Genomic DNA, 25,892 nt, shown 5'->3' with positions numbered 1-25,892 from the left:
ATAAACAATTATTAGTTATAACTAGATAGCAGATTTTTTTTAAATTTTGCTACTTTCGCTATATGGAAAATTTCAAGAATGTAAATCCTGTAAAGGTAGATAAAACCACTATTATTAATCTCGAGAAAGGGAAATTGCCACCGCAAGCACTTGATCTGGAGGAAGCTGTGTTGGGAGCAATGATGATTGATAAAAAGGGGGTTGACGATGTAATTGATATTTTGCAGCCCGATGCTTTTTACAAAGATGCACACCGACATATTTTTGAAGCGATTTTACAGCTTTTTACCGAAACTCAGCCAATCGATATCTTAACAGTTTCAACTCAGTTAAAGAAAAACGGAAAGTTGGATTTAGCAGGTGGAGATTTTTATTTGATTCAGCTTACTCAAAAAATTGCTTCTTCAGCGCATATCGAATTTCACTCGCGTATTATTCTTCAAAAATTTATTCAAAGAAGTTTGATTAGAATTTCTTCAGAAATTATAGAAGAATCATATGATGAAAGTGCAGATGTTTTTGATTTATTAGATAAAGCGGAATCTAAATTATACGAAGTAACACAGGGAAATATTAAACGTAGTTCTGAAACTGCACAAAGTTTAGTTTTACAAGCTAAAAAGAAAATTGAAGAAATTTCTAAAAAAGAAGGATTAAGTGGTGTAGAAACTGGTTTTCATAATCTGGATAAGCTAACGTCTGGATGGCAGCCGAGTGATTTAATTATTATCGCGGCCAGACCAGCGATGGGAAAAACGGCATTTGTACTTTCTATGGCTAGAAATATTGCTATTCAATATGGGCATGCAGTAGCTTTATTCTCTCTGGAGATGGCATCTGTTCAGTTAATTACAAGGCTTATTTCTTCTGAAACAGGATTGTCATCAGAAAAATTACGTACAGGTAAATTAGAGGCTCATGAATGGACAATGTTGAGTACTAAAGTGAAAGATTTAGAAAAAGCGCCTTTATTTATTGATGATACACCCTCACTTTCTATTTTCGATTTAAGAGCAAAATGCCGTCGTTTAGCATCGCAGCATGGTATTAAGATTATCATTATAGATTATTTGCAATTGATGACTGCTGGAGGAAATAATAAAGGAGGAGGAAATCGTGAGCAGGAAATTTCGACAATTTCCCGAAACTTAAAAGCTTTGGCAAAAGAACTTAACGTCCCGGTTATTGCACTTTCTCAGCTGTCGCGTGCTGTAGAAACACGTGGTTCTAGTAAACGTCCGTTGCTATCAGATCTTCGTGAATCTGGAGCAATTGAACAGGATGCCGATATCGTTTCGTTTTTATACCGACCAGAATATTACAAAATTGAGGAATGGGATGATGAAGAGGCTTCGCCAACAGCTGGTCAGGCCGAAATTATGATAGCCAAACACCGTAATGGTGGTATTGAAAACATCCGTTTGAAATTTTTAGGACACTTAGGAAAATTTGATAATCTTGATGAATTTTCGGGTAGTTATGATGATTTACCATCAAAAATGAATCATGATGATAATCCGTTTATAACTAATAATCTTCCTTCGGCAAATGAAGCCTTTGGAAGCAATTTAAATGATGACGATGACGACAGTGATGTTCCATTTTAATTTAAATAAAATTCTAAATAAAAAAATCTTTATGAGCAGCCAGCTTGTAAAGATTTTTTTTTATTCAGCGATTAATCACGTCCATATATAATTTCACAAAATAATATTTCTACATAAAAATTAATTCGGTAGATTAGCAAAACCATAAACAATTCTAAAACTATTAACTAATTAAAATTCAAAAACTATGAGCGAAAAAAACTTTCCGGGGCCAATCCAAATCCCGTTGGCTACTGCAGAAGTATGGGAAAAAAGATACGAGGATGATACCACAATCGAAACCCGAGAAAACAAAGTAAAATCTTTTTTAATCCCACGAGAAAGCTTAGAAAATGTACTTGCACTAAATACAGATGCTGTTCGTGCATATATTGGTATCAATGATCAACAAGAAAAAACCTTACTTTTTGTTGGTGCACAATATGATAAAGAAACGGGTAAATATGTAGATGTTTACGGGCATTCATCATCTCAGCAAAATAGAGCAGAATCTGCTGATGATATTGTGTTCGATGGCACACGTCCTAGTCCTCCATATTAATATTCAGCATATAAAAAATGAATGAAGAATTATTAATATACTCGACGTATACCGTTTTATTAATAAACCTAATAGTCTATTCATATAGCTTTTTCCGAAAGGGAAAAGCTAATGTTTTTTTTGTCTCTTATTTAGCTTTTTGCTTTACTATGCAATTTAGTATGGAACTATGCTATCACCTTGGAATGACGAATTTAATTTTTGTCAATATGTTCTTTATTGGACAAATGATATTACTTGGAATTTTTTATAATTCACTAACTCAGATAAAGAGCCAAAAAATATTTATAAAAATTAGCCTTACCATAGCATTGTTAGTTTTAGCGATACAATTTTATATAGATTCAAGTGAGTTTTTTAAGTTTAATTTGTTTGAAATTACTTTGACTAATCTGCTTATTGTAATTTATGCCTTGTTTCATTTTTATAATATGCTGACAGAAAATAAAAGTTATTATTATACTACCGTAGGTCTTGTCTTTTACTTACTAGCAAGCACAGTGTTGTATTTAATTGGAAATTTTTCTTTAGGACTTAGCAGCGAACTTAAATATCTGACCTGGATATTAAATGCTTTTTTAATTTTAATCTATCAGTTTTTCATTTTATACGATTGGATAAAAAGTTTTTACAAAAGTTCGGTTAACTTAAAATCTTAATGTTTAATATAGAATTTTGATATGAATACCCATTCAATCCCTGAAAAAGAACTTGTTGCCATTATATTGTATATCTCTCTTTTCTTTATAATTGTAGCAGTTGTATTGATAATATTTTTCTATTTCTCCAGAAAAAAAATAATACAGAAAGAACTCGAGAAAAAAGATCTTGTATTACAGTATCAAAAAGAACAGCTTCACGCCATTATAGTGACACAAGAGGAAGAACGTAAACGTATTGCACAAGATTTGCACGATGATATAAGTTCAAAACTTAATATTGTTTCTTTAAATACGCATTTACTTTCTGCACCTAATTTAACCGAAGCAGAAACTATCGAGATCACAGATAATATTATAAACCTGACGGCAAAGGCCTTAGAGAATTCCAGAAAAATTGCTCATAATTTATTACCGCCGGTTTTTGAGAAATTCGGATTAAATGCCGGTGTTGAAGAATTATGTGAAGAATTTGAAAGCAGTAAATCAGTTAAAACCTATTATAAAAATGAAATTGATTTTGATGATAACCTTGATCGTCATTTGCACATTTTTAGAATTTTGCAGGAATTGATGAATAATTCGCTTCGACATGGAAAAGCAACAGAAATTTGGATTGCGTTTAAAGATAATAACGGAGTAAATACTTGTTATTATGAAGATAACGGAATTGGTTTTGACAGCAAAAATAGCGAAAATCAAAAAGGACTTGGAATGAAAAATATTGACAGCCGGGTTTCCTTTTTAAACGGAACTATAAAAATAGATTCAGAAATAAATAAAGGTATTGCTGTAATTTTTACCTTTTAATATAAATTTTAGTAAATAATTATGCTTTAGGATCAATAAAACAAGGTTGTGTAGTTATTATTAATTCATATTTTGTAATTTCGGGAAACCAAATGACCAAAAACAAACAAAATGAATGCCGTAATTAAAATCGCCTTAGTCGATGACGAAGTATTGTTTCGGAAAGGAATAGCTTTTTTATTGCAAAGAGAAGACAATATTGAAATTATTTTTGAAGCTTCAAACGGTGAAGAGCTGGTTAACAAATTACAAAATAATGATGTCAAGCCAGATATCATTATCATGGATTTGAAAATGCCGGTTTTAAATGGCGTCGAAGCAACAAAAATTATTCGAAAATCTTTTCCCGATATTAAAATTATAGCACTGACCAGCTATGATTCAAAATCATTTATTGCAAATATGATTCAGGTTGGGGCAGTGGCATACCTCATTAAAAACACAACTCCAAAAGATCTAATCAAAACGATTAATGAAGTTAACAGAAAAGGATTTTTTTACAACGAAAATGTATTAAAAACTATTCAGGAAACTATTGTATCTTCTAAAAACTCGAAAGGGAATCTTGAAACAAGTTTTCTTTCTCCGCGTGAAATTGAAATTTTACAGCTTATCTGTCAGCAAAAAACAACTACAGAGATAGCAGAACATCTTTTTTTAAGTCCGCGAACTGTAGAAGGACATCGTAATAATTTATTGCTAAAAACAGAATCACGAAATATTGCCGGTTTAGTTGTTTATGCTATTCAAAATGAAATTGCTGTTTTGACATTATAATTTTAACTTGTTAAAAATTGAATGGATAAAACATAATAAACAATTATTGTAAAAACGAGTACACAAATACCTATTTTTTGCATTATGCTAAATTCTTTTGGTTGATTATTTTGGTTGTAATTCATTTGGTTTGATTTTAATCGATTAATTTGGTCGATTTTAGATTCCAAATTTAGGCAGAAAAAGTTGTCATAGTTTACGTATTTTTACCTGTTTTTTACAAAATTTCAATCTTTCAACTTTTTTGTATTCTTGTTAATTAACAGTTTTATATTATTATAAAACTAGTCTTCTATTGTGATTTTATAAGCTTCCTTTATATCTTTACTTAAAATATTTTTTGATGAAAAAAAGTTTAGTTTATATTTTCATTTTATTGCTTTCCTTTAATGCAAAAGCTTCGTTTATTTTACTCCCGATGGATGAAACAACGCAGCAAAATCACTTAAAAGCTTACGGTATTACCTATTGGTGTTTGAGCAGAGATTACAAAGCTAGTTGGTTGCTTAATTACCGCGGAGGTTCCTTTTTATTGCCGGATGCTGATGAAATTCGTAAAGAATGCAAAATTCGAGGTGTTAGCTTTGAGATACTTTCAGATAGCGAAGAAGCCTCAATTTTAAATGATATTTCGAGTCCATCTCAAAATATGGAATCAGTTGTTCTTGAAAAAGCTCCAAAAATTGCAGTTTACACTCCAAAAGGAAAACAACCTTGGGACGATGCTGTAACTTTGGTTTTAACTTATGCAGAAATTCCATTTACCCCAATATATGATGAAGAAGTTTTAAGTGATCAATTATTACTGTATGATTGGCTGCATTTACATCACGAAGATTTTACCGGACAATATGGAAAGTTTTATGCTGCTTATAAAAATACACCTTGGTATATCGAGCAGAAAAAGGATGCAGAAGCTTTAGCAACTAAATTGGGTTACTCTAAAGTATCTCAGGAAAAAGGCGCAGTAGCAAAAAAAATAAGAGATTTTGTTATCGGCGGTGGATTTATGTTCGCCATGTGTTCAGCAACTGACAGTTTTGATATTGCGCTTGCAGCAGATGGTGTAGATATTTGCGAAACCATGTTTGATGGAGATCCAAGTGAATCTAATTATCAATCAAAACTAAATTATGCAAACTCTTTTGCATTCAAAGACTTTATTTTAGAGCGAAGACCAGAAGTTTATGAGTTTTCGGATATTGATATGACAGGTAAAAGAAGAGTCCCAATGGAAAAAGATTACTTCACCTTAATGGAATTTTCTGCAAAATGGGACCCAATTCCAAGTATGTTATGTCAAAATCATACCCAATTAGTAAAAGGATTTATGGGACAAACGACTTCTTTTAATGAAACTTTGGTGAAATCTAATGTATTAGTGATGGGAACTTGTGAACTAAATGGTGAAGCAAGATACATTCACGGAGAAAAGGGAAAAGGAATGTTTACCTTTTTTGGAGGCCACGATCCCGAAGATTTTCAGCATCAGGTTGGAGATCCGCCAACTGTTTTAGATTTACATCCTAATTCTCCAGGATATCGTTTAATCTTAAATAACGTTTTATTCCCTGCCGCAAAAAAGAAAAAGCTCAAAACATAATTTAATTCAGGGAAAATTCAAGCCAAATAGGAATATGATCGGATATTTTTCGGGCATCCTGCAGTGAATTGAATTTTTTATAGAATAAAATTACACCAGAATCAATGTGATTTAATCTATTTGGATTATAAAAAGTATTATCAAATTCAGAAGCAAGGCAAATATCTCCATTACATTTTTGCTTTAAAGTAGTTTTTTGCTTCTGCAGCGTCGAAGTATATCCCATTTTCTTTAACGGATTAAAAACAGTATGGGACTCTGGACAATTAAAATCTCCTGTAAATACTAAATTGAGATTGGGATATTGCTGTGGCAGAAATTTAAAATATTTAATTTCAGTTTCCGGCTGTTTGCTTTTTGTGATTGCATGAAAATTGACCAGAGTAAATGTTTTTTTATTTACTTCGAAAGTTGCAAAATAAGGTTCACGATCAATTTCTAAATTATACTTTTTTTCAAGCCATGGCTCTCCTTTTAATTTTGCTCTATTTGTTTTCCAAAGAAAAGCATAGCGCTCTTTTTTATAGCTGGTTCCACTTGTAGGATCACTAATAGTATAATCCCATTTTGCCCCTTTTTCATTTAGCAGTGCAGCAAGTTTTGCAACAGTCTGCGAACCGCCATATCCGGCAACAACTTCCTGAATGGCAACAATGTCATAATCGCGTACCGTATTAGCTATAAAATTTAAAGTAGATTGTGATTTAGATTTTCCAAAGTTTTCCAAATTCCAGGAAATAATTTTAGTCTGTGCTAAAGATTGTAAAGAAATGAATAGTAAGAGAACGTACTTTATAACGATTTTCATGAGGCTTTAAAAAATCAAATATAAGCATTTCGATATTTTTAAATCAAAATACTTAAAGCTTTTTATATCTATTTTGTAAAGCTTTTCCAATAATTATTATTTGCAGAACAAGAAGTGCAGGAATAAAAATAATCTTCCAGTCTATTTCAAGCCAGCCCGTTTTTTCAGAAACATAAGCAAAACATATAGACAAGAAAAGACAAAGCAGTAATGTTTTTATGATAATTTTATTACTGGCTGTGTTGATCTTCGATATCAGATTAAATTTATATTTAAGTTTCATAAAGTTTAATAGAATTAAATTAAGCCGAAATCTTTGGCTATAGCAATTAAGTGCACATTGTTATTAGCTTTAAAATATATTTTTAATTTATTAATTCGTTTCTCAATGCTGCTGGTTCCGTTTGGAGTTATCGATTTTGCCTTAAATTCATTTGAAATGTTTCCTAAAATATAGCCTCTTGCCATTAAGGTTAAAATAGAAATGTCATAAGATTCAATTTCAATTAAAGATTTATCATTAAAACTAAAGCTCAAATCTGAAGAAAGTATTTTCTCTTCATTTTTATAAGCCTTTTGCATAGCAATTTTTAACTCCTCAATACTGTTTCTTCCTTTAGAAACATAAGCCGTGATCTTTGATTCATTAAAAAGCTTTTTTATTCTATATGATTTATCTTCCGATGAAAATACAATTTTCTTTAATTGCGGATGTATTTTATTCACGGAGTTAATAAGCTCTTCACCGTTCAAAATGTTGGTATTTCGATGATCCATTTTAAAAGATAAATCGGTAATTAGCAAATCATATGGCTCATTATCAAGAAGACTTTTTCTGATTTTTAATAAACCATCATCATAATATTTTACATGATGAATTACCGGAATTTCTAATTCTTCAAGAACTTTTATAATTGTTGCACTAATACTGTCTATGTCCTCTGCAATTAAAACCTTTTTGAACATACAAATTTTATTTTATAGTAAATTGAAACCTATTCTTTTTTCAAAATTAATTCTCTTAGTTATAGCCTTCGTACGGATTTCCGTATTTCCCCGTACTTATAAATAACTAATGAAAAATCCGATGAAGATTTATACTTGTTATATTTTTGAGTTGTGAGTTTTTTAAATTAGAAGAATTAGAATACTCCTTCTGACATGCAAAAAAGACAAAAGAAACTGCCATAGAGTATGAATTTATTGTAGTGTATTTTGAAATCATAAATCAAAAATAGAAAACCTAAATTCCTATGAAAGAGTATAAATACCTGTTTTTGTAAAATGATTGAATTTTTATTTAACTGAGTCTCATTTACAGGTAAATACAAAGAAACCCTCTGGCAGGAGGGTTTAGAATTTTAAAAATGTTGTAAAATTTATCCTTATAAAGGAATTATACAGCTCTTAATCCTGTAGTAATTGCCAATCTGTTCCAAGAGTTAATAGTAATGATTGCAAGGATAATCTCTGCCAAATATTTTTCATCAAATAAGTTTGCTGCATTTTGATAAACTTCGTCAGTAACATGATTGTTAATTAAAGTTACCTGTTCTGTTAAAGCTAAAATAGCTTTTTCTTCTTCAGTATAAACATCAGCTTCACGCCATGCACTCGTTAAGTATATTCTCTGTTCAGAAATACCATGTTTTCTTGCATCAGCAGTGTGCATGTTGATACAATAAGCACAACCATTAATTTGAGAAGCGCGTATTTTAATTAATTCTTTATGAACTGGAGTTAATGAAGTAGTAGAGATATATTTTTCTAAGTTAATTAAAGCTTGATAAGCTTGTGGGGCAGCTTCTGGGATAAGAATTCTTGATTTCATTTTTATGTGTTTTAAAAGTTCATTACAAAGGTCAGTAATGTATTCTTTTAAAAACTTGAACTACTTCAAGAAATTGAAATCATACTTTTCCAGCCCTGATTTTACTCATAAATTCTGCAGAAAAATCTAAATAGGAGGCAAGCATGTATTGTGGTACACGCTGTACAAACTCCGGATTTTGATTATTAAAATGATGATACCTTTCTTCGGCAGACATTGTGAATAAAAATTTAATACGCATTTGGGCCGCGCCAAATGATTTTTGAGAAACAATTCTAAAATATCTTTCCAGCTTCGGAATTTCAATTAATAGAAATTCTAAAGTCCCTTTTTCAATCGCTATTAATTCACAGTTTTCAACAGTTTGAATATAGAAGTGAGATGGAGTACTGTTATGATAACTTAAATAGTCTGTTATCCACCAATTTTCAACAGCAAATTGCAATGTTTGTTCTACACCTTTCGGATTAATGATATATTGTCTCGCACAGCCTTTTAGTATAAAATATAAGGTATTACAAACTTGGCCTTCCTGTAATAGATGTTCTTTCCTTTTTACTTTCGAAATAGTTAGGCATGCTTCTAGTGTCTCAATTTCTGAAGGCTCTAATGTTATGAATTTTTGTATATGATCAAATAGTGCCGTAAACATTTTACAATTGTTTTATAAGAAGATTAAAGGTAAAGCAGATTATTGTAAAAACAAAAAACCATCCGAATTAACGAATGGTTTCTTTATGATAAGTAAGTAATCTAAATTGAGTTTATAAAACGTTTATTTTACTTTATTAAGTATTGCTTTGAAAGCTTCTGGGTGGTTCATAGCTAAATCTGCAAGAACTTTACGGTTCAATTCGATTCCGTTAGCTTTAACTTTCCCCATGAATTGAGAATAAGACATTCCTTCTAATCTAGCTCCAGCGTTAATACGTTGAATCCATAATGAACGGAAATTTCTTTTATTCTGTTTTCTGTCACGGTAAGCGTAGCTCATCGCTTTCTCTACCGCGTTCTTAGCAACTGTCCAAACGTTTTTACGTCTACCAAAGAAACCTTTGGCTTGCTTCATTATTTTTTTTCTTCTTGCTCTTTTAGCAACTGAATTTACCGATCTTGGCATAATTTTAATGTGTTTTTGTAGCAGGCGTCCTGAATTGAATCAAAGGAACTTGAAAGCCATACTCCAAGGTTATATAAATAATTTTTTAACCTAAAGAATTATTAGATAATTCTTAATTGTTGTTTGATGCTTTTCATATCTGTTGAGTGAACTAGCGCTGAGTGTGTCAAAGCTAATTTACGTTTTTTAGATTTTTTAGTCAAGATGTGACTTTTAAAAGCATGCTTTCTTTTAATCTTTCCAGAACCAGTAACTTTAAAACGTTTCTTAGCGCTAGATTTAGTTTTCATTTTAGGCATTTTTCCTAGTGTTTTAATTTATTCTTACTTACTTATTTTTTTAGTTGTCAGTCTCGGTTTTCAGTTTACAATGCGAAAACTGAAAACTGCGACTGCAAACTGTTTTACTTTTTCTTTTTCGGAGCAATGAACATAATCATTCTCTTTCCTTCAAGAACCGGCATAGCTTCCACTTTACCATGCTCTTCTAAATCTGTTGCCAAACGTAAAAGTAAAATTTGTCCTTGATCTTTATAGATGATCGAACGTCCTTTAAAGAAAACAAATGCTTTTAATTTAGCTCCCTCTTTTAAGAACTTCTCAGCATTCTTTCTTTTAAATTCATAATCATGCTCATCTGTTTGAGGACCAAAACGAATCTCTTTTACTACAACCTGCGATGATTTAGCTTTTAATGCCTTATCACGCTTCTTTTGTTCGTAAACAAATTTCTTGTAATCCATGATTTTACAAACCGGCGGCTCAGCATTTGGCGAAATTTCAACCAAGTCTAATTCAAACTGATCTGCTAGACGTAAAGCTTCTGCAAGCTTAAATACACCTGGTTCGATGTTCTCGCCTACTAACCTTACTTCCTGTACACCACGAATATTGTTATTTATTCTGTGGGCGTCTTTTTTTTCTACTCGAGGTTGAAAACCTCTGTTACTTTTTATTGCTATGACTTTCTAATTTAAGTTAAACTGTAAATACTTTTAATGTCTTTTTTATTTCTTCGTCTACAATCGAAGCAAATTCTTCGATAGAAACTGTGATATTACCTTTTCCTTCTTGCCCGTGGCGACGAATAGAAATTGTACCGTTTTTCTCCTCTTCCTCACCCACGATAAGCATAAATGGAATTTTTTGCATTTCTGCATCTCTAATTTTCTTACCGATAGTTTCATTTCGGTTGTCAATTAGGGCGCGAATTTCGTGATTTTCTAGCAAATCTAAAACTTTTTTAGCATAATTTTCGTATTTCTCGCTCAAAGACAATATAATAGCCTGCTCAGGCATTAGCCAAAGTGGGAAATTTCCTGCAGTGTGCTCCAGTAAAATTGCTATAAAACGTTCCATAGATCCAAAAGGAGCTCTGTGAATCATAACCGGGCGATGTAATTCATTATCAGCACCTTTGTATGTCAAATCAAAACGCTCAGGAAGGTTATAATCAACCTGAATTGTTCCTAACTGCCATTGTCTTCCCAAAGCATCCTTAACCATAAAGTCAAGCTTAGGTCCGTAAAATGCAGCTTCACCATATTCTACAACAGTATTCAAACCTTTGTCAGCTGCAGCATTGATAATTGCGTTTTCAGCTTTCTCCCAGTTTTCATCTGTACCAATATATTTCTCTCTATTCTCCTGATCTCTCAATGAAATTTGAGCAGTAAAGTTTTCAAAACCTAACGAACCAAATACATATAGTACAAGGTCAATTACTTTTTTGAACTCTTCATCTAATTGTTCCGGAGTACAGAAAATATGTGCATCATCCTGAGTAAAACCTCTAACACGAGTTAAACCATGTAACTCACCAGATTGCTCATATCTATATACAGTACCAAATTCAGCATAACGCTTAGGTAAATCTTTATACGACCAAGGTCTTACATTGTAAATTTCACAGTGGTGAGGACAGTTCATTGGTTTCAATAAAAACTCTTCACCTTCAGCAGGAGTATGTATCGGCTGAAAACTATCAGCACCATATTTAGCATAGTGACCAGAAGTTACGTAAAGTTCTTTTTGTCCAATATGCGGACTCACAACTTGCTCGTAACCTGCTTTCTTTTGAGCTCTCTTTAAAAATTGCTCCAAACGCTCTCTAAGCGCAGCACCTTTTGGTAACCATAAAGGTAAACCTTGGCCCACTTTCTGAGAGAAAGCAAACAATTCAAGTTCCTTTCCTAATTTACGGTGATCACGACGTTTAGCTTCTTCAAGAAGTTCAAGATACTCAGTTAAATCTTTTTGTTTAGGGAAAGAAGTTCCGTAAACACGAGTCAGCTGCTTGTTCTTTTCGTCTCCTCTCCAGTAAGCACCGGCAACACTCATAATTTTCATAGCTTTGATAATTCCGGTATTCGGAATATGTCCACCACGGCATAAATCAGTAAAAGTAGAGTGATCGCAAAAAGTAATCGTACCGTCTTCAAGATTAGAAATCAATTCAGTCTTGTAAACATTGTCTTTGTACATCTCTAATGCATCAGCCTTACTAACCGGACGCATTTTGAATTCATGTTTACCTCTTGAAATCTCAAGAACACGATCTTCGATCTTTTTAAAATCAGCCTCAGAGATCTTTTGGTCTTCAAAATCCACATCATAGTAAAACCCATTAGCAATTGCCGGCCCAAGAGTTAATTTAATTCCAGGGTACAATTCCTCTAGAGCTTGCGCCATTACGTGCGAAGTCGAATGCCAGAAAGCTTTTTTACCTTCAGCATCATTCCAAGTATATAATATAAGATTACCATCGGTCGTTAATGGAGTCTCGGTTTCAATAGTTGTACCATTAAAAGATGCAGAAATAACATTTCTTGCAAAACCTTCGCTAATGTTTTTAGCGACCTCCATTGGAGTTACGCCTTGAGCGAACTCTCTAATTGACCCATCGGGTAAAGTAATCTTGATCATTGTTTATAATTTTGTGAATGCAAATATAAGTGATTACAAAAATACATACAATATATATATGTAGAAGATTGCTTTATTATGTAAGTATATATAATTGTGGTGTCCATTTGTATAACTGGACATATTTATAAAGCCTCCAGTTTGTTTATATAAGTAGAAAGCTCTACTATAATATATATAAGAGTGAAAAACTCTAAGGTTTGAGTGAAATCGTTATGATTTGAATACCGATTGTCCGGCTGAGCGAAGTCGAAGTCCTTTTAAGTTTAAAATTTAATAAGGAGCTGTTTCCCGCTATCCGCTTCAATCTTTTGTGCCGAACCCCGGCATAAAAGGATTTCCGCTTCTATCGGGGCTAGGGCATAAGTTTCCAGAATAAAATTTAGCAAAAGACATTTCCAGAAGAAAAAAGAAGAAAAAAAGAGAAACTCTGCGCCTTTTCGCCTCTGCGAGATTAAAAAGAACAGCGAAAAACCAGACTTTGCGTTTTAGTGCCTTCGCGGCAGAATCAGGCAGAGCGAAGCCAAACCGCCAAAATCCCCAATAAAGATAAAACCACGAAAAAAACTTTACCTTGTAAAAAGCAAGATACCAGCGACTTATAAAAAAGATGGAAAAAATATAAAAAAAAGGCTTGTAAATGTAAATAAAGGTTCTACTTTTGCACCCGCAACAACGAAAGACGTTCACTGAAAGACTGACAAGAGAAGAAATCAAAACTGAAAAATTTTTCAGAAAAAAGATTAGAAAAAGCTTGTGAGATTTGAAAAATGCTTTTACATTTGCACCCCGCAAAACACGGAAGTTCATTGAGAGACTGGAAGAAAAATTAAGAAAAAGGAAACGAAAAAAAAGTTTCAAATTTTTTTTAAATTTTTCTTGCGAGAAACAAAAAGAAGTTTTAGTTTTGCACCCGCTTTGAAACACAAGCGAAGATAAAAAGAAGACACGTTCGTAGACATATTGAATTGACAGCCGTTCCGATGCAAATCGGAACAAAAGAATAAGAGTAATAGAATCGTAAGATTTGAAAAGAACCACTAGAGTAAGCATCGAATAATAATATTAAAATATACGATGAAGAGTTTGATCCTGGCTCAGGATGAACGCTAGCGGCAGGCTTAACACATGCAAGTCGAGGGGTAGAGCACTTCGGTGCTTGAGACCGGCGCACGGGTGCGTAACGCGTATGCAATCTGCCTTTCACAGAGGGATAGCCCAGAGAAATTTGGATTAATACCTCATAGTATTATGGAGTGGCATCACTTTATAATTAAAGTCACAACGGTGAAAGATGAGCATGCGTCCCATTAGCTAGTTGGTAAGGTAACGGCTTACCAAGGCAACGATGGGTAGGGGTCCTGAGAGGGAGATCCCCCACACTGGTACTGAGACACGGACCAGACTCCTACGGGAGGCAGCAGTGAGGAATATTGGACAATGGGCGCAAGCCTGATCCAGCCATGCCGCGTGCAGGATGACGGTCCTATGGATTGTAAACTGCTTTTGTACGAGAAGAAACATCCCGACGTGTCGGGACTTGACGGTATCGTAAGAATAAGGATCGGCTAACTCCGTGCCAGCAGCCGCGGTAATACGGAGGATCCAAGCGTTATCCGGAATCATTGGGTTTAAAGGGTCCGTAGGCGGTTTAGTAAGTCAGTGGTGAAAGCCCATCGCTCAACGGTGGAACGGCCATTGATACTGCTGAACTTGAATTACTGGGAAGTAACTAGAATATGTAGTGTAGCGGTGAAATGCTTAGATATTACATGGAATACCAATTGCGAAGGCAGGTTACTACCAGTTGATTGACGCTGATGGACGAAAGCGTGGGGAGCGAACAGGATTAGATACCCTGGTAGTCCACGCCGTAAACGATGGATACTAGCTGTTGGGAGCAATTTCAGTGGCTAAGCGAAAGTGATAAGTATCCCACCTGGGGAGTACGTTCGCAAGAATGAAACTCAAAGGAATTGACGGGGGCCCGCACAAGCGGTGGAGCATGTGGTTTAATTCGATGATACGCGAGGAACCTTACCAAGGCTTAAATGTAGATTGACCGTTTTGGAAACAGAACTTTCGCAAGACAATTTACAAGGTGCTGCATGGTTGTCGTCAGCTCGTGCCGTGAGGTGTCAGGTTAAGTCCTATAACGAGCGCAACCCCTGTTGTTAGTTGCCAGCGAGTCATGTCGGGAACTCTAACAAGACTGCCAGTGCAAACTGTGAGGAAGGTGGGGATGACGTCAAATCATCACGGCCCTTACGCCTTGGGCTACACACGTGCTACAATGGCCGGTACAGAGAGCAGCCACTGGGTGACCAGGAGCGAATCTATAAAACCGGTCACAGTTCGGATCGGAGTCTGCAACTCGACTCCGTGAAGCTGGAATCGCTAGTAATCGGATATCAGCCATGATCCGGTGAATACGTTCCCGGGCCTTGTACACACCGCCCGTCAAGCCATGGAAGCTGGGGGTGCCTGAAGTCGGTGACCGCAAGGAGCTGCCTAGGGTAAAACTGGTAACTAGGGCTAAGTCGTAACAAGGTAGCCGTACCGGAAGGTGCGGCTGGAACACCTCCTTTCTAGAGCCTTAGTGTTAGCTATATGCACGCTGGGGAAAAAAGATGCGAAACCTGTTGGTTTTGAATCGAGGATTATATTACTCTTGCTGTTAGTTCAAATAATAAATTTTTAAGTAAAACAGAGTCTCGTAGCTCAGCTGGTTAGAGTACTACACTGATAATGTAGGGGTCGGCAGTTCGAGTCTGCCCGGGACTACTTTTTAAGAATTGTTAATTATAAATTATGAATTGTAAATTATAAGAAACAAGAACAAATTAAAAAGACTGAAACTTAGAAAAAAGGAAATTTTAGAGGTTGAGTAACCGTTTTAAGTACTGTTAACTGAAAACTGTTAACTGACAACTAAAAAATGGGGGATTAGCTCAGCTGGCTAGAGCGCCTGCCTTGCACGCAGGAGGTCAACGGTTCGACTCCGTTATTCTCCACTGATTATCTGTAAAGATAGATAATAAAAGTTCATTGACATATTGAGATAAGAAAATAATAAGAAAGTAGAAAGCGTTTTTTACGATTTATTGTAAAAAACAAAAAAAAAGGTCTCGTTTTAAGAACGAGATTGGTACAATAAGCAAAATAAGGGCGTATGGGGGATGCCTAGGCTCTCAGAGGCGATGAAGGGCGTGATAAGCTGCGAAAAGCTGCGGGGACAAGCACACATTGATTGATCCGCAGATACCCGAATGGGGCAACCCACTATGTTGAAGACATAGTACACCGATAGGTGGGCAAACCCGCTGAACTGAAACATCTAAGTAGGCGGAGGAGAAGAAAACAAAAGTGATTCCGTAAGTAGTGGCGAGCGAACGCGGATTAGCCCAAACCAGTGTTGTTACGGCAATGCTGGGGTTGTAGGACCACGAGATTTTATGCATGCAGAACCGGAAGTTACTGGAAAGTGACACCATAGAGGGTGATAGTCCCGTATGGGTAATAAATGTAATAGATAGTGGTATCCTGAGTAGGGCGGGGCACGTGAAACCCTGTCTGAATTTGGCGGGACCATCCGCTAAGGCTAAATACTCCTGAGAGACCGATAGTGAACCAGTACCGTGAGGGAAAGGTGAAAAGAACCGTGAATAACGGAGTGAAATAGATCCTGAAACCATACGCTTACAAGCGGTCGGAGCCCTTTCGTGGGGTGACGGCGTGCCTTTTGCATAATGAGCCTACGAGTTAACGCTGCTGGCGAGGTTAAGTGGTTAAGCCACGGATCCGCAGCGAAAGCGAGTCTGAATAGGGCGCTTTAGTCAGTAGTGTTAGACGCGAAACCGTGTGATCTACCCATGGGCAGGATGAAGCTGTGGTAACACACAGTGGAGGTCCGAACCGGTTGACGTTGAAAAGTCTTCGGATGACCTGTGGGTAGGGGTGAAAGGCCAATCAAACTCGGAAATAGCTCGTACTCCCCGAAATGCATTTAGGTGCAGCGCTGAATTAAGTTATATAGAGGTAGAGCTACTGATTGGATGCGGGGGCTTCACCGCCTACCAATTCCTGACAAACTCCGAATGCTATATAATGTTTCTCAGCAGTGAGGGCTTGGGTGCTAAGGTCCAAGTCCGAGAGGGAAAGAACCCAGACCATCAGCTAAGGTCCCCAAATATACACTAAGTTGAAAGAACGAGGTTTGTCTGCCCAGACAGCTAGGATGTTGGCTTGGAAGCAGCCATTCATTTAAAGAGTGCGTAACAGCTCACTAGTCGAGCGGACGAGCATGGATAATAATCGGGCATAAGTGTATTACCGAAGCTATGGATTTACAGTTTACTGTAAGTGGTAGGGGAGCATTCTAACAGGGTTGAAGGTGTATCGTCAGGTATGCTGGACTGGTTAGAAAAGAAAATGTAGGCATAAGTAACGATAATGCGGGCGAGAAACCCGCACACCGAAAAACTAAGGTTTCCACAGCTATGCTAATCAGCTGTGGGTTAGTCTGGTCCTAAGGCGAACCCGAAAGGGACAGTCGATGGCTAACGGGTTAATATTCCCGTACTACTAATTACTGTGATGGGGTGACGGAGTGATGAAAGCGCCGCGAACTGACGGAATAGTTCGTTAAAGTACCTAGCTATAGGCTCTGCAGGCAAATCCGCAGAGACTGGTGAAATACGATAGTACTCGGAGTCTTCGGACAAAGAGATAGTGCGCCTAAGGGCTTCCAAGAAAAACCTCTAAACTTCAGGTAATTAGTACCAGTACCGTAAACCGACACAGGTAGTTGAGGAGAGAATCCTAAGGTGCTCGAGAGATTCATGGCTAAGGAATTAGGCAAAATAGACCTGTAACTTCGGGAGAAAGGTCGCCCTGAGCAATCAGGGCCGCAGTGAAGAGGTCCAGGCGACTGTTTATCAAAAACACAGGGCTCTGCAAAATCGTAAGATGAAGTATAGGGCCTGACACCTGCCCGGTGCTGGAAGGTTAAGAGGAGATGTTATCTTCGGAGAAGCATTGAATTGAAGCCCCAGTAAACGGCGGCCGTAACTATAACGGTCCTAAGGTAGCGAAATTCCTTGTCGGGTAAGTTCCGACCTGCACGAATGGTGTAACGATCTGGACACTGTCTCAGCCATGAGCTCGGTGAAATTGTAGTAACGGTGAAGATGCCGTTTACCCGCAGTGGGACGAAAAGACCCTGTGCACCTTTACTATAGCTTAGTATTGACCTTGGATAAATGATGTGTAGGATAGGTTGGAGACTGTGAAGCGGCGTCGCCAGGCGTTGTGGAGTCATTGTTGAAATACAACCCTTTGTTTATCTGAGGCCTAACCCCGCGCTGCGGGGGACATTGCTTGGTGGGTAGTTTGACTGGGGTGGTCGCCTCCAAAAGAGTAACGGAGGCTTCTAAAGGTTCCCTCAGTACGCTTGGTAACCGTGCGTAGAGTGCAATGGCATAAGGGAGCTTGACTGAGAGACATACAGGTCGATCAGGTACGAAAGTAGAGCATAGTGATCCGGTGGTTCCGCATGGAAGGGCCATCGCTCAAAGGATAAAAGGTACGCCGGGGATAACAGGCTGATCTCCCCCAAGAGCTCATATCGACGGGGGGGTTTGGCACCTCGATGTCGGCTCGTCACATCCTGGGGCTGGAGAAGGTCCCAAGGGTTGGGCTGTTCGCCCATTAAAGTGGCACGCGAGCTGGGTTCAGAACGTCGTGAGACAGTTCGGTCTCTATCTACTGTGGGCGTTAGAAATTTGAGTGGATCTGATTCTAGTACGAGAGGACCGAATTGGACAAACCTCTAGTGTATCTGTTGTCCCGCCAGGGGCACCGCAGAGTAGCTACGTTTGGAAGGGATAAGCGCTGAAAGCATATAAGCGCGAAACCCACCACAAGATGAGATTTCTTTTAAGGATCGTGGAAGATGACCACGTTGATAGGCTATAGATGTAAAGGCAGTAATGTCATAGTCGAGTAGTACTAATAATCCGTAAGCTTATGTACAACCTTTTCCCCTCTCGTCCCAGACGAGAGGGGAGGAAACTTTCTAAACAAAAACTTATTTTTCTTTATCTCAGTATGTTAAAATATTTGCCCGTCGCGGGCAGTCTTTAAGTCGAAAGATTAAAGTCAAAAGTCGAAAGACTTTACAACTTTAAGACTTGTGACTTTAGACTAACAACCTTAAGGTGGTTATTGCGGCGGGGCTCACCTCTTCCCATCCCGAACAGAGTAGTTAAGCCCGCCTGCGCAGATGGTACTGCAGTATTGTGGGAGAGTATGTCGTCGCCTTTCTTTTGAAAAACCCTATCCAATCCGGATAGGGTTTTTTGTTTTGTATAGGTTTGCTAAAAGCTACTTAGATTAAAAGATTAAACTGTTAAATTATAGTCAATTGTTTGTTCTTCATCATTCATACTTTAGAAGTTTTAAATAGGATTGAGTATTTTTGTGTTTAAATTATTTATTAAACATGAAGAAAAGTATTTTACTGTTGACACTTTTTGTTATTACAAATTTAAGTGCGCAACAACGTCCCAAATTAGTCGTAGGTATAGTAGTTGATCAAATGAAAATGGAATATTTATATCGATTTTCAGATGATTTTTCCCCAAATGGTTTTAAGAGATTAATGAATGATGGATTTGTTTTCCAGAATATGCATTATAATTATATGCCAACTTACACTGCGCCAGGACACGCTTCGATATATACTGGGACAACACCTGCTACACATGGAATTGTTGGTAACGAATGGTTTAGCAGAACTCTTGGTAAAGATATGTACTGTACAGACGATGCTGGTGTAAAAACTGTTGGAGACGGAACTGCGGAAGAAGGTGCAATGTCTCCTAAAAATCTTCAAAGTACTACAATTACTGACGAAGTTCGTATGGCTACCAATTTTAATGGGAAAGTTATTGGAATGAGTCTTAAAGACCGTGGTGCAATTCTTCCTGCTGGACATTTTGCAAATTGGGCATTTTGGTACAGTAAAACCGGATCGTTTATTTCTAGTACTTTTTACGGAGAAAAATTACCAGAATGGGTGTCAGAATTTAATAACGAAAAAAATTACCTCAAATACATTAATAAAGGTTGGGATTTATACAAACCAGCTTCTGTATACAATGAAAGTCTTCCTGACAATAACCCTTATGAAGGTAAATTATATGGAAGTGCAGCTCCAGTTTTTCCATATGATTTAAAATCAATGTATGAGAAAAATGACGCAGGAGTAATTCGTGCAACTCCATATGGAAACGATTTACTTGCTGATTTTGCTAAAAGAGCAATCGAAAAAGAAAACTTAGGTAAAGATAATATTACTGATTTTTTGACGGTTAGCTTTTCTTCTACAGATTATGTTGGTCATTTACTTGGGCCAAGATCTATGGAACTTCAGGATACTTATTTAAGATTAGATCAAACGATTGCTGATTTCTTAGCTTATTTAGATAAAACAGTTGGAAAAGGGAATTATTTACTTTTCTTAACTGCTGACCATGCAGGTGCTGAGAATATAATCTATTTAAAAGACCGTAAATATAATGTAGACAATTATCCATCAAAAGATGTTAAGAAGAGTCTACAGGATTTTTCTACGAAGACTTTTGGAGTTGATTTGATTCAAAATTATTCAAATTTTAATGTTTTCTTTAATAGACAAATTATAAAAGAAAAAGGGTTAGAATTGGCAAAAGTTAAACAAGCTTTTAAAGAGTTTTTAATTTCTCAGCCACAAGTTAAAAAAGTGTATACAGAAGAAGAAATTTTAGCCAATGCCGGAAACGATTATTCTTTAAATTTTGTGGCTAAAGGTTATGATGTAACTCAAAATGGAGATCTTGTAATTGTTGACAAACCAGGAGATATCGAATATGCTACTACTGGAACTTCACATGGTACAATATATAGCTATGATACTCATGTTCCAGCTATTTTTTACGGATGGCATATTAAAAAAGGAGAATCTTACGATAAAAAGGCTATTACAGAAATAGCACCAACAATTGCACAAAAAATTAAAGTTACTTTCCCTAATGGAACTGAAGCAAAAGTATTGCAAGAAGTTTTAGATGAAAAGAAATAAACTATAAATGGAAAAACCTGTCTTTCAAGACAGTTTTTTTTTATGCCATAAAAAAAGGCTTTTCATTACGAAAAGCCTTTTTACTTTATTGCTTAGTAAGCACTTATATAATATTGGCACTATGCGTTTGCCAATACTAATTCTTCATTAAAAGGAAGGTTCCATGCTTCAGCAACTCCTTTGTAAAGGATTTTTCCGTTAGCAATATTTAAACCTTTTTTCAATTCTTCGTTTTCTGCACACGCTTTTTCCCATCCTTTGTTTGCTAATTGTACTGCATAAGGCAAAGTAGCATTAGTCAAAGCCAAAGTAGATGTATAAGGAACAGCTCCTGGCATATTTGCAACACAATAGTGTACGATATCGTCAATAATAAAAGTTGGGTTTTCGTGAGTTGTAGGAGTACAAGTTTCGATACATCCACCTTGGTCAACTGCAACGTCAACAACAACAGTTCCCGGACGCATTAATTTAAGCATATCACGTGTAATTAAGTGAGGTGCTTTTGCTCCTGGAATTAAAACTGCTCCAACAATTAAGTCAGCATCTTTAATTGCTCTTGTAATATTATAGTGGTTAGACATTTCTGTATTTACATTTGCTGGCATAATATCATCTAATTGACGTAAACGTGGCAAACTTAAATCCATGATAGTAACCTGAGCTCCTAAACCAGCAGCCATTTTTGCTGCTTGAGTTCCAACAATTCCTCCCCCTAAAACTAATACTTTTGCTGGTGGAACACCTGGAACACCACCTAAAAGAATTCCTCTTCCTTTTAATGGTTTTTCAAGATATTTTGCTCCTTGCTGAATAGCCATACGACCAGCAACTTCAGACATTGGAACTAATAATGGTAAACTGCGGTCTGTTTTTTCAACAGTTTCATAAGCTAAACAAACTGCACCTTTTTCAAGCATTGCATGAGTTAATGGCTCAGATGAAGCAAAGTGGAAATAAGTAAATAATAATTGATCTTTTTTGATTAATTCATATTCAGATGCAATTGGTTCTTTAACTTTGATGATCATTTCTGCAATTGCATAAACTTCTTCAATAGTTGGTAAAACTACAGCACCAGCTTGCGCATATTCTTCATCCGCAAAACCACTACCTAAACCAGCAGTAGCTTGTACATAAACTGTATGTCCATGTTTTTTCATTTCAGAAACACCAGCAGGAGTTAAAGCAACTCTGTTCTCGTTGTTTTTTATTTCTTTTGGAACACCTATTATCATTTGATATATTTTTTGTTTTTTATTGAATTTGTTTTACAAAGCTACAGAGAGAGAATAAATTATGGTTTACCGATTAATAAATAAGAAAATATTATTTTATTTTTTACTTTTACAGAAAATTATTCTGTTTTGACCCGTAATTTATTCTTCAAAAAGAAAAAAAAACTAAAAAATACTACTCTAATAAAACGTTTTCGTTATGGCTTTAGATGAAATTGACAAAAAAATCTTACGTCTTTTACAGGAAGATGCGCACTATACTTTAAAAGACATCGCAAACAAAATAAATTTGTCTTTAACTCCGGTTCACGATCGGGTGAAACGTCTTGAAAAAGATGGGATTATAGAAAAATACGTTACGATTTTAGACAAGAAAAAACTCGGAAATAATTTAACAGTTTACTGCCAGGTTACGCTTACAAAACAGACTTATGATACTTCAGAAGGATTTAATCAGTCCATTTTAAATTTACCTGAGGTTGTAGAATGCAATTACGTTTCTGGAAACTTCGATTATATGCTTAAAATTATAATTCCAGATATGGAAAGCTATCACCATTTTCATCAAAAAAAATTATCTGTTTTACCTGAAGTTTCACTTATAAATACCGTCTTTGTAATATCTGAAGTAAAGAGTACAACCGTTTTACCTATTTAATAAAAAACAAAAACCACCAAGTAAACTTGATGGTTTAAGTAAGTAGTTAGATTGAATTAATAATAAGTATAACGTCTTACCTTGGCAATATATTTTGCAAGACGAATAACTTGATGACTATAACCGTATTCATTATCGTACCAAATGTAGAGTACAATGTTTTTCCCATCCTTCGAAACAATAGTGGCATTACTGTCATAGATTGAAGGAGCAGAAGTTCCCACAATATCAGATGAAACCAATTCATTGTTCAGTGAATATTTAATTTGCTCTACCAGTTCTCCTTCAAGAGCATATTTTTTCATGATTTTATTGATAGCAGTAATTGATGTTGCTTTTTTAACTTCTAAATTTAAAACCACTAAAGAACCATTAGGAACAGGAACCCGAATAGCATTTGAAGTTAATTTTCCTTCTAAAGATGGTAAAGCTTTTGAAACAGCACTTCCCGCACCAGTTTCAGTAATCACCATATTTAAAGCAGCAGCTCTTCCGCGACGGTATTTTCTATGCATATTATCAACCAAATTTTGATCGTTGGTATAAGAATGAATAGTTTCTAAATGCCCTTTTACAACACCCAAAGTATCTTCAATAACTTTTAAAACTGGCGTAATGGCATTTGTTGTGCAGGATGCCGCAGAGAAAATATTATTTTCATCTGGATTATAATCATTATGGTTAACTCCGTGAACAATATTTGGAACACCTTTTCCCGGAGCAGTCAATAAAACTTTATGAACCCCATTTGAGGTTAAATGTCTTTTTAAAGCTTCTTCAGTTGTAAATGCTCCTGTATTATCGATTACTAAAGCATCATTAATTTCATATTCGGTATAATCAATTTCTTCTGGAGAATTTGCTGAAATAATATGAACCGTAGTTCCATTAATTATTAATGCATTGTTTTTGGCATCTGCAATTACAGAACCTTGAAAATCCCCGTGAATAGAATCGTAACGCAATAAAGAAGCACGTTTCTCTAAAGTTACAGCATCATTTTTATCTCGGGTTACAATCGCTCTCAAACGCAATTGATTTCCTTTTCCGGTTTTAGACATTAATTCTCTGGCCAATAAACGCCCGATTCTTCCAAAACCATAAAGAACAACATCTTTAGGCTGAATTTCTTGTGAAGTTTTTGATTTTTTCAATTTTTCGATAACAAAATACCTCGCGTCCGGATATTTCTCATCTTCTAAATGATACTCGTAAGTTAATTTTCCAAGATCTATTTTCGCAGGCGGAAGATCTAAAGACAAAACAACTTTTGCGATTTCGACTGAATCGAAAATGGTGATAGGTTTACCCACAAATTCACCCGCATATTGATGAAGATTGATAATATCGCTGACATTTTTATCCAGTAATTGATTTTTAAATAAAACCATTTCTATGGATTTGTCATACCATAAATCACTGATCACTTTAATTAATTCGACACCAGCTCTTCTGCGGTCGACTTGTAATGATACCTCTTTTTGGTACAAAGAATTTTTGCTCATAATTGATTAAATTGAAATAATAAAACACTCACTTATTTTATAATTTGGCGCAAAAGTATCCATTTCAATCGATTTCGTAAACTATTTTAGCATTTATTTTTCAAAACAAAAAAAGCCACCTTAATTTCTTAAGATGGCTTTTTTAAAGTTTTCAGTCGCAGTCACAGTTTACAGTTTCCAAGAACTGAATACTGTGACTGTAAACTGAGACTAAATAATAATTCTAAATATTTCACCGTTTTTATTGATCATTTCGATGCGTACACTTTGTCCTTCATCTTTTTTATTTAAAAGTTTAGAAACAGTTTCAACATTTGTTGCTTTTACGTTATCGATGCTCAAAATAATGTTTCCCTGTAATTCATTTTGATACTGCATTAAATTCTCATTGGTGATGTTTTTGATTTTTACACCATAATCAATTTTGAATTTCTTTTTATCGGCAGCATCAATATTTTCTAATTCAATTCCTTTAAATTCAGTGCTGAAAAATTCATTTTTACTTAAAGTAACTGGAACAGTTTTCGTTTTTCCATCTTTAATATAAGTTACTTTTACAACGTCATTTGGGCGTTTTGTATTGATGTAACCTGAAAGATCAGCAAAAGTTGCAATGTTTTGCTCGTCCAGTTTTACAATAATATCACCTTTAGTAAGACCTGCTTTTTCGGCACCAGAATTTTTAGAAACTTTATTAATGTAGAAACCTTGTGTTTCAGTAATTCCTAATTCTTTTGAAGCTGTACTGTTTAATTCACCGCCTTCAACACCCAGGATTCCTCTTTGAACATTTCCATATTCCATAATATCCTCAATAATTTTTCGAGCGATATTTGACGGAACTGCAAAAGAATATCCAACATATGATCCTGTCATAGACGAAATCATTGTATTAATTCCAATTAATTCACCTCTTGTATTTACTAATGCACCTCCAGAATTTCCTGGATTTACAGCTGCATCAGTTTGAATGAAAGATTGAATACCGCTTTGGTCTAAATTTCTGGCTTTCGCCGAAACAATTCCGGCAGTAACTGTTGAAGTTAAATTATACGGATTTCCCACTGCCAAAACCCATTCTCCAATTTTTACAGAATCAGAGTTTGCAAAAGCAGTATAAGGTAATTTTTCATCAGCACTTATTTTTAATAAGGCAATGTCCATTTTAGAATCTGTACCAACTAATTTTGCTTTGTACGATTTTTTATTGTTCAAAGTGATTTCAATTTCAGATGCATCTTTAATAACGTGATTGTTTGTTACGATATATCCATCTTCAGAAATAATAACACCAGATCCGGTTCCTACTTGCTCTTGCTGCTGTTGTCCGCCATAACCGTAGAAAAATTCCATCATAGGATTACTGACAGTTCTTCTCGAAACATTTTTTACGTGAACAACAGTGTGAATTGTTTTATCTGCAGCTTCTGTAAAATCAACTGCTTCACCAGGTAATCCAACGGTTCTTCCGTATAAATTAGGAGCCAAGGTAACAACAGAGTTTCCTTTTCCAAAAAAAGAATCACTGCCGTCAAATAATAACTTATAAGCACCAAGTGTAGTAGCACCGCTTAGTAGTGAAACTAGAAATAAGGTTGAAAATCTTTTCATATTGCATTTATGTTTTGAGTTATTTAGGGATTTGTTTTTAACATTTATAACGTAAAATTATGCCAAAAAATTATTTGA

20 protein-coding genes, 2 tRNA genes and 3 rRNA genes are annotated in these 25,892 nt (G+C 35.5%); 13 read left to right on the top strand and 12 right to left on the bottom strand.

Annotation, left to right across the window (positions count from 1 at the left end; genetic code table 11):
* Positions 1-62 precede the first annotated feature (62 nt).
* The 6 genes from dnaB (at position 63) to NLJ00_RS00180 (ending at position 5,997) form a co-directional block, all read left to right on the top strand.
* Positions 63-1,607 (top strand): replicative DNA helicase, encoded by a 1,545-nt coding sequence (gene dnaB, locus NLJ00_RS00205; protein ID WP_053474270.1) that lies wholly within the window; start codon positions 63-65, stop codon positions 1,605-1,607.
* A gap of 187 nt (positions 1,608-1,794) precedes the next feature.
* A complete protein-coding gene (locus NLJ00_RS00200; protein WP_053474269.1) occupies positions 1,795-2,148 on the top strand; it encodes a hypothetical protein in 354 nt (117 codons plus the stop codon).
* Positions 2,149-2,165: 17 nt separating this feature from the next.
* On the top strand, positions 2,166-2,807 hold the full coding sequence (locus tag NLJ00_RS00195; protein WP_180859818.1) for a hypothetical protein: 642 nt from the start codon (positions 2,166-2,168) through the stop codon (positions 2,805-2,807).
* Positions 2,808-2,828: 21 nt separating this feature from the next.
* Positions 2,829-3,617, top strand: a complete 789-nt coding sequence (locus NLJ00_RS00190) for a sensor histidine kinase (protein ID WP_256635851.1) — start codon at positions 2,829-2,831, stop codon at positions 3,615-3,617.
* 111 nt (positions 3,618-3,728) lie between these two features.
* The gene (locus NLJ00_RS00185; RefSeq protein WP_053474266.1) at positions 3,729-4,394 is read left to right on the top strand and encodes a response regulator transcription factor; all 666 of its coding nucleotides are present in this window, start codon (positions 3,729-3,731) and stop codon (positions 4,392-4,394) included.
* A gap of 343 nt (positions 4,395-4,737) precedes the next feature.
* Positions 4,738-5,997 carry an asparagine synthetase B gene (locus NLJ00_RS00180; RefSeq protein WP_256635850.1) on the top strand — a complete coding sequence of 420 codons (1,260 nt, stop codon included), beginning with the start codon at positions 4,738-4,740 and terminating at the stop codon, positions 5,995-5,997.
* A gap of 1 nt (position 5,998) precedes the next feature.
* Here the strand turns inward: NLJ00_RS00180 and NLJ00_RS00175 are convergent, their stop codons facing one another.
* The 9 genes from NLJ00_RS00175 to thrS form a co-directional block, all read right to left on the bottom strand.
* The gene (locus tag NLJ00_RS00175; protein ID WP_256635849.1) at positions 5,999-6,805 is read right to left on the bottom strand and encodes an endonuclease/exonuclease/phosphatase family protein; all 807 of its coding nucleotides are present in this window, start codon (positions 6,803-6,805) and stop codon (positions 5,999-6,001) included.
* Positions 6,806-6,857: 52 nt separating this feature from the next.
* Positions 6,858-7,088 carry a hypothetical protein gene (locus NLJ00_RS00170; RefSeq protein ID WP_053474263.1) on the bottom strand — a complete coding sequence of 77 codons (231 nt, stop codon included), beginning with the start codon at positions 7,086-7,088 and terminating at the stop codon, positions 6,858-6,860.
* A 14-nt stretch (positions 7,089-7,102) separates the two neighbouring features.
* On the bottom strand, positions 7,103-7,771 hold the full coding sequence (locus NLJ00_RS00165; protein WP_053474262.1) for a DNA-binding transcriptional response regulator: 669 nt from the start codon (positions 7,769-7,771) through the stop codon (positions 7,103-7,105).
* A gap of 430 nt (positions 7,772-8,201) precedes the next feature.
* The gene (locus NLJ00_RS00160; protein ID WP_053474261.1) at positions 8,202-8,636 is read right to left on the bottom strand and encodes a carboxymuconolactone decarboxylase family protein; all 435 of its coding nucleotides are present in this window, start codon (positions 8,634-8,636) and stop codon (positions 8,202-8,204) included.
* Positions 8,637-8,715: 79 nt separating this feature from the next.
* Positions 8,716-9,288, bottom strand: a complete 573-nt coding sequence (locus tag NLJ00_RS00155; RefSeq protein ID WP_256635848.1) for a Crp/Fnr family transcriptional regulator — start codon at positions 9,286-9,288, stop codon at positions 8,716-8,718.
* Positions 9,289-9,411: 123 nt separating this feature from the next.
* Positions 9,412-9,756 carry a 50S ribosomal protein L20 gene (rplT, locus tag NLJ00_RS00150; protein WP_008464948.1) on the bottom strand — a complete coding sequence of 115 codons (345 nt, stop codon included), beginning with the start codon at positions 9,754-9,756 and terminating at the stop codon, positions 9,412-9,414.
* Positions 9,757-9,857: 101 nt separating this feature from the next.
* Positions 9,858-10,055 (bottom strand): 50S ribosomal protein L35, encoded by a 198-nt coding sequence (rpmI, locus tag NLJ00_RS00145; protein WP_007810722.1) that lies wholly within the window; start codon positions 10,053-10,055, stop codon positions 9,858-9,860.
* Positions 10,056-10,159: 104 nt separating this feature from the next.
* Complete coding sequence (gene infC / locus NLJ00_RS00140) at positions 10,160-10,711, bottom strand: translation initiation factor IF-3 (RefSeq protein ID WP_073489566.1); 552 nt, start codon at positions 10,709-10,711, stop codon at positions 10,160-10,162.
* 22 nt (positions 10,712-10,733) lie between these two features.
* Positions 10,734-12,680: a threonine--tRNA ligase gene (thrS, locus tag NLJ00_RS00135; protein WP_053474258.1), complete on the bottom strand. Its 1,947-nt coding sequence runs from the start codon at positions 12,678-12,680 to the stop codon at positions 10,734-10,736.
* A gap of 1,074 nt (positions 12,681-13,754) precedes the next feature.
* Here thrS and NLJ00_RS00130 point away from each other — a divergent pair.
* The 6 genes from NLJ00_RS00130 to pafA all read left to right on the top strand — a co-directional run bounded on the left by NLJ00_RS00130 (position 13,755) and on the right by pafA (position 20,802).
* Positions 13,755-15,268 (top strand): 16S ribosomal RNA (locus tag NLJ00_RS00130).
* Positions 15,269-15,390: 122 nt separating this feature from the next.
* Positions 15,391-15,464 (top strand) — tRNA-Ile (locus NLJ00_RS00125).
* A 156-nt stretch (positions 15,465-15,620) separates the two neighbouring features.
* Positions 15,621-15,694: transfer RNA gene (locus NLJ00_RS00120), tRNA-Ala, on the top strand.
* Positions 15,695-15,831: 137 nt separating this feature from the next.
* Positions 15,832-18,713: ribosomal RNA gene (locus tag NLJ00_RS00115) — 23S ribosomal RNA — on the top strand.
* Positions 18,714-18,894: 181 nt separating this feature from the next.
* A 5S ribosomal RNA gene (gene rrf / locus NLJ00_RS00110) occupies positions 18,895-19,004 on the top strand.
* Together the 16S, 23S and 5S rRNA genes with 2 tRNA genes alongside form the textbook arrangement of a ribosomal RNA operon.
* 178 nt (positions 19,005-19,182) lie before the next feature.
* Positions 19,183-20,802: an alkaline phosphatase PafA gene (gene pafA, locus NLJ00_RS00105; RefSeq protein WP_256635847.1), complete on the top strand. Its 1,620-nt coding sequence runs from the start codon at positions 19,183-19,185 to the stop codon at positions 20,800-20,802.
* A 119-nt stretch (positions 20,803-20,921) separates the two neighbouring features.
* Here pafA and ald read toward each other — a convergent pair whose 3' ends face one another.
* Positions 20,922-22,040: an alanine dehydrogenase gene (gene ald / locus NLJ00_RS00100; protein WP_256635846.1), complete on the bottom strand. Its 1,119-nt coding sequence runs from the start codon at positions 22,038-22,040 to the stop codon at positions 20,922-20,924.
* A 199-nt stretch (positions 22,041-22,239) separates the two neighbouring features.
* On the opposite strand from ald, the gene NLJ00_RS00095 reads away from it, so the two are divergent.
* Positions 22,240-22,698, top strand: coding sequence for an Lrp/AsnC family transcriptional regulator (locus NLJ00_RS00095; RefSeq protein ID WP_053474073.1), 459 nt, complete (start codon positions 22,240-22,242; stop codon positions 22,696-22,698).
* Positions 22,699-22,754: 56 nt separating this feature from the next.
* Here the strand turns inward: NLJ00_RS00095 and NLJ00_RS00090 are convergent, their stop codons facing one another.
* Positions 22,755-24,203 (bottom strand): glyceraldehyde-3-phosphate dehydrogenase, encoded by a 1,449-nt coding sequence (locus NLJ00_RS00090; protein ID WP_256635845.1) that lies wholly within the window; start codon positions 24,201-24,203, stop codon positions 22,755-22,757.
* A 210-nt stretch (positions 24,204-24,413) separates the two neighbouring features.
* Positions 24,414-25,814, bottom strand: coding sequence for a trypsin-like peptidase domain-containing protein (locus tag NLJ00_RS00085; RefSeq protein ID WP_256635844.1), 1,401 nt, complete (start codon positions 25,812-25,814; stop codon positions 24,414-24,416).
* Between the last annotated feature and the right edge of the window lie 78 nt (positions 25,815-25,892).

The sequence above is a fragment of the Flavobacterium panici genome (assembly GCF_024499525.1).
Taxonomy (GTDB): domain Bacteria; phylum Bacteroidota; class Bacteroidia; order Flavobacteriales; family Flavobacteriaceae; genus Flavobacterium; species Flavobacterium panici.
Note: the sequence above shows the minus strand (reverse complement) of the source record. Positions and strands in the feature narration are given on the sequence as shown.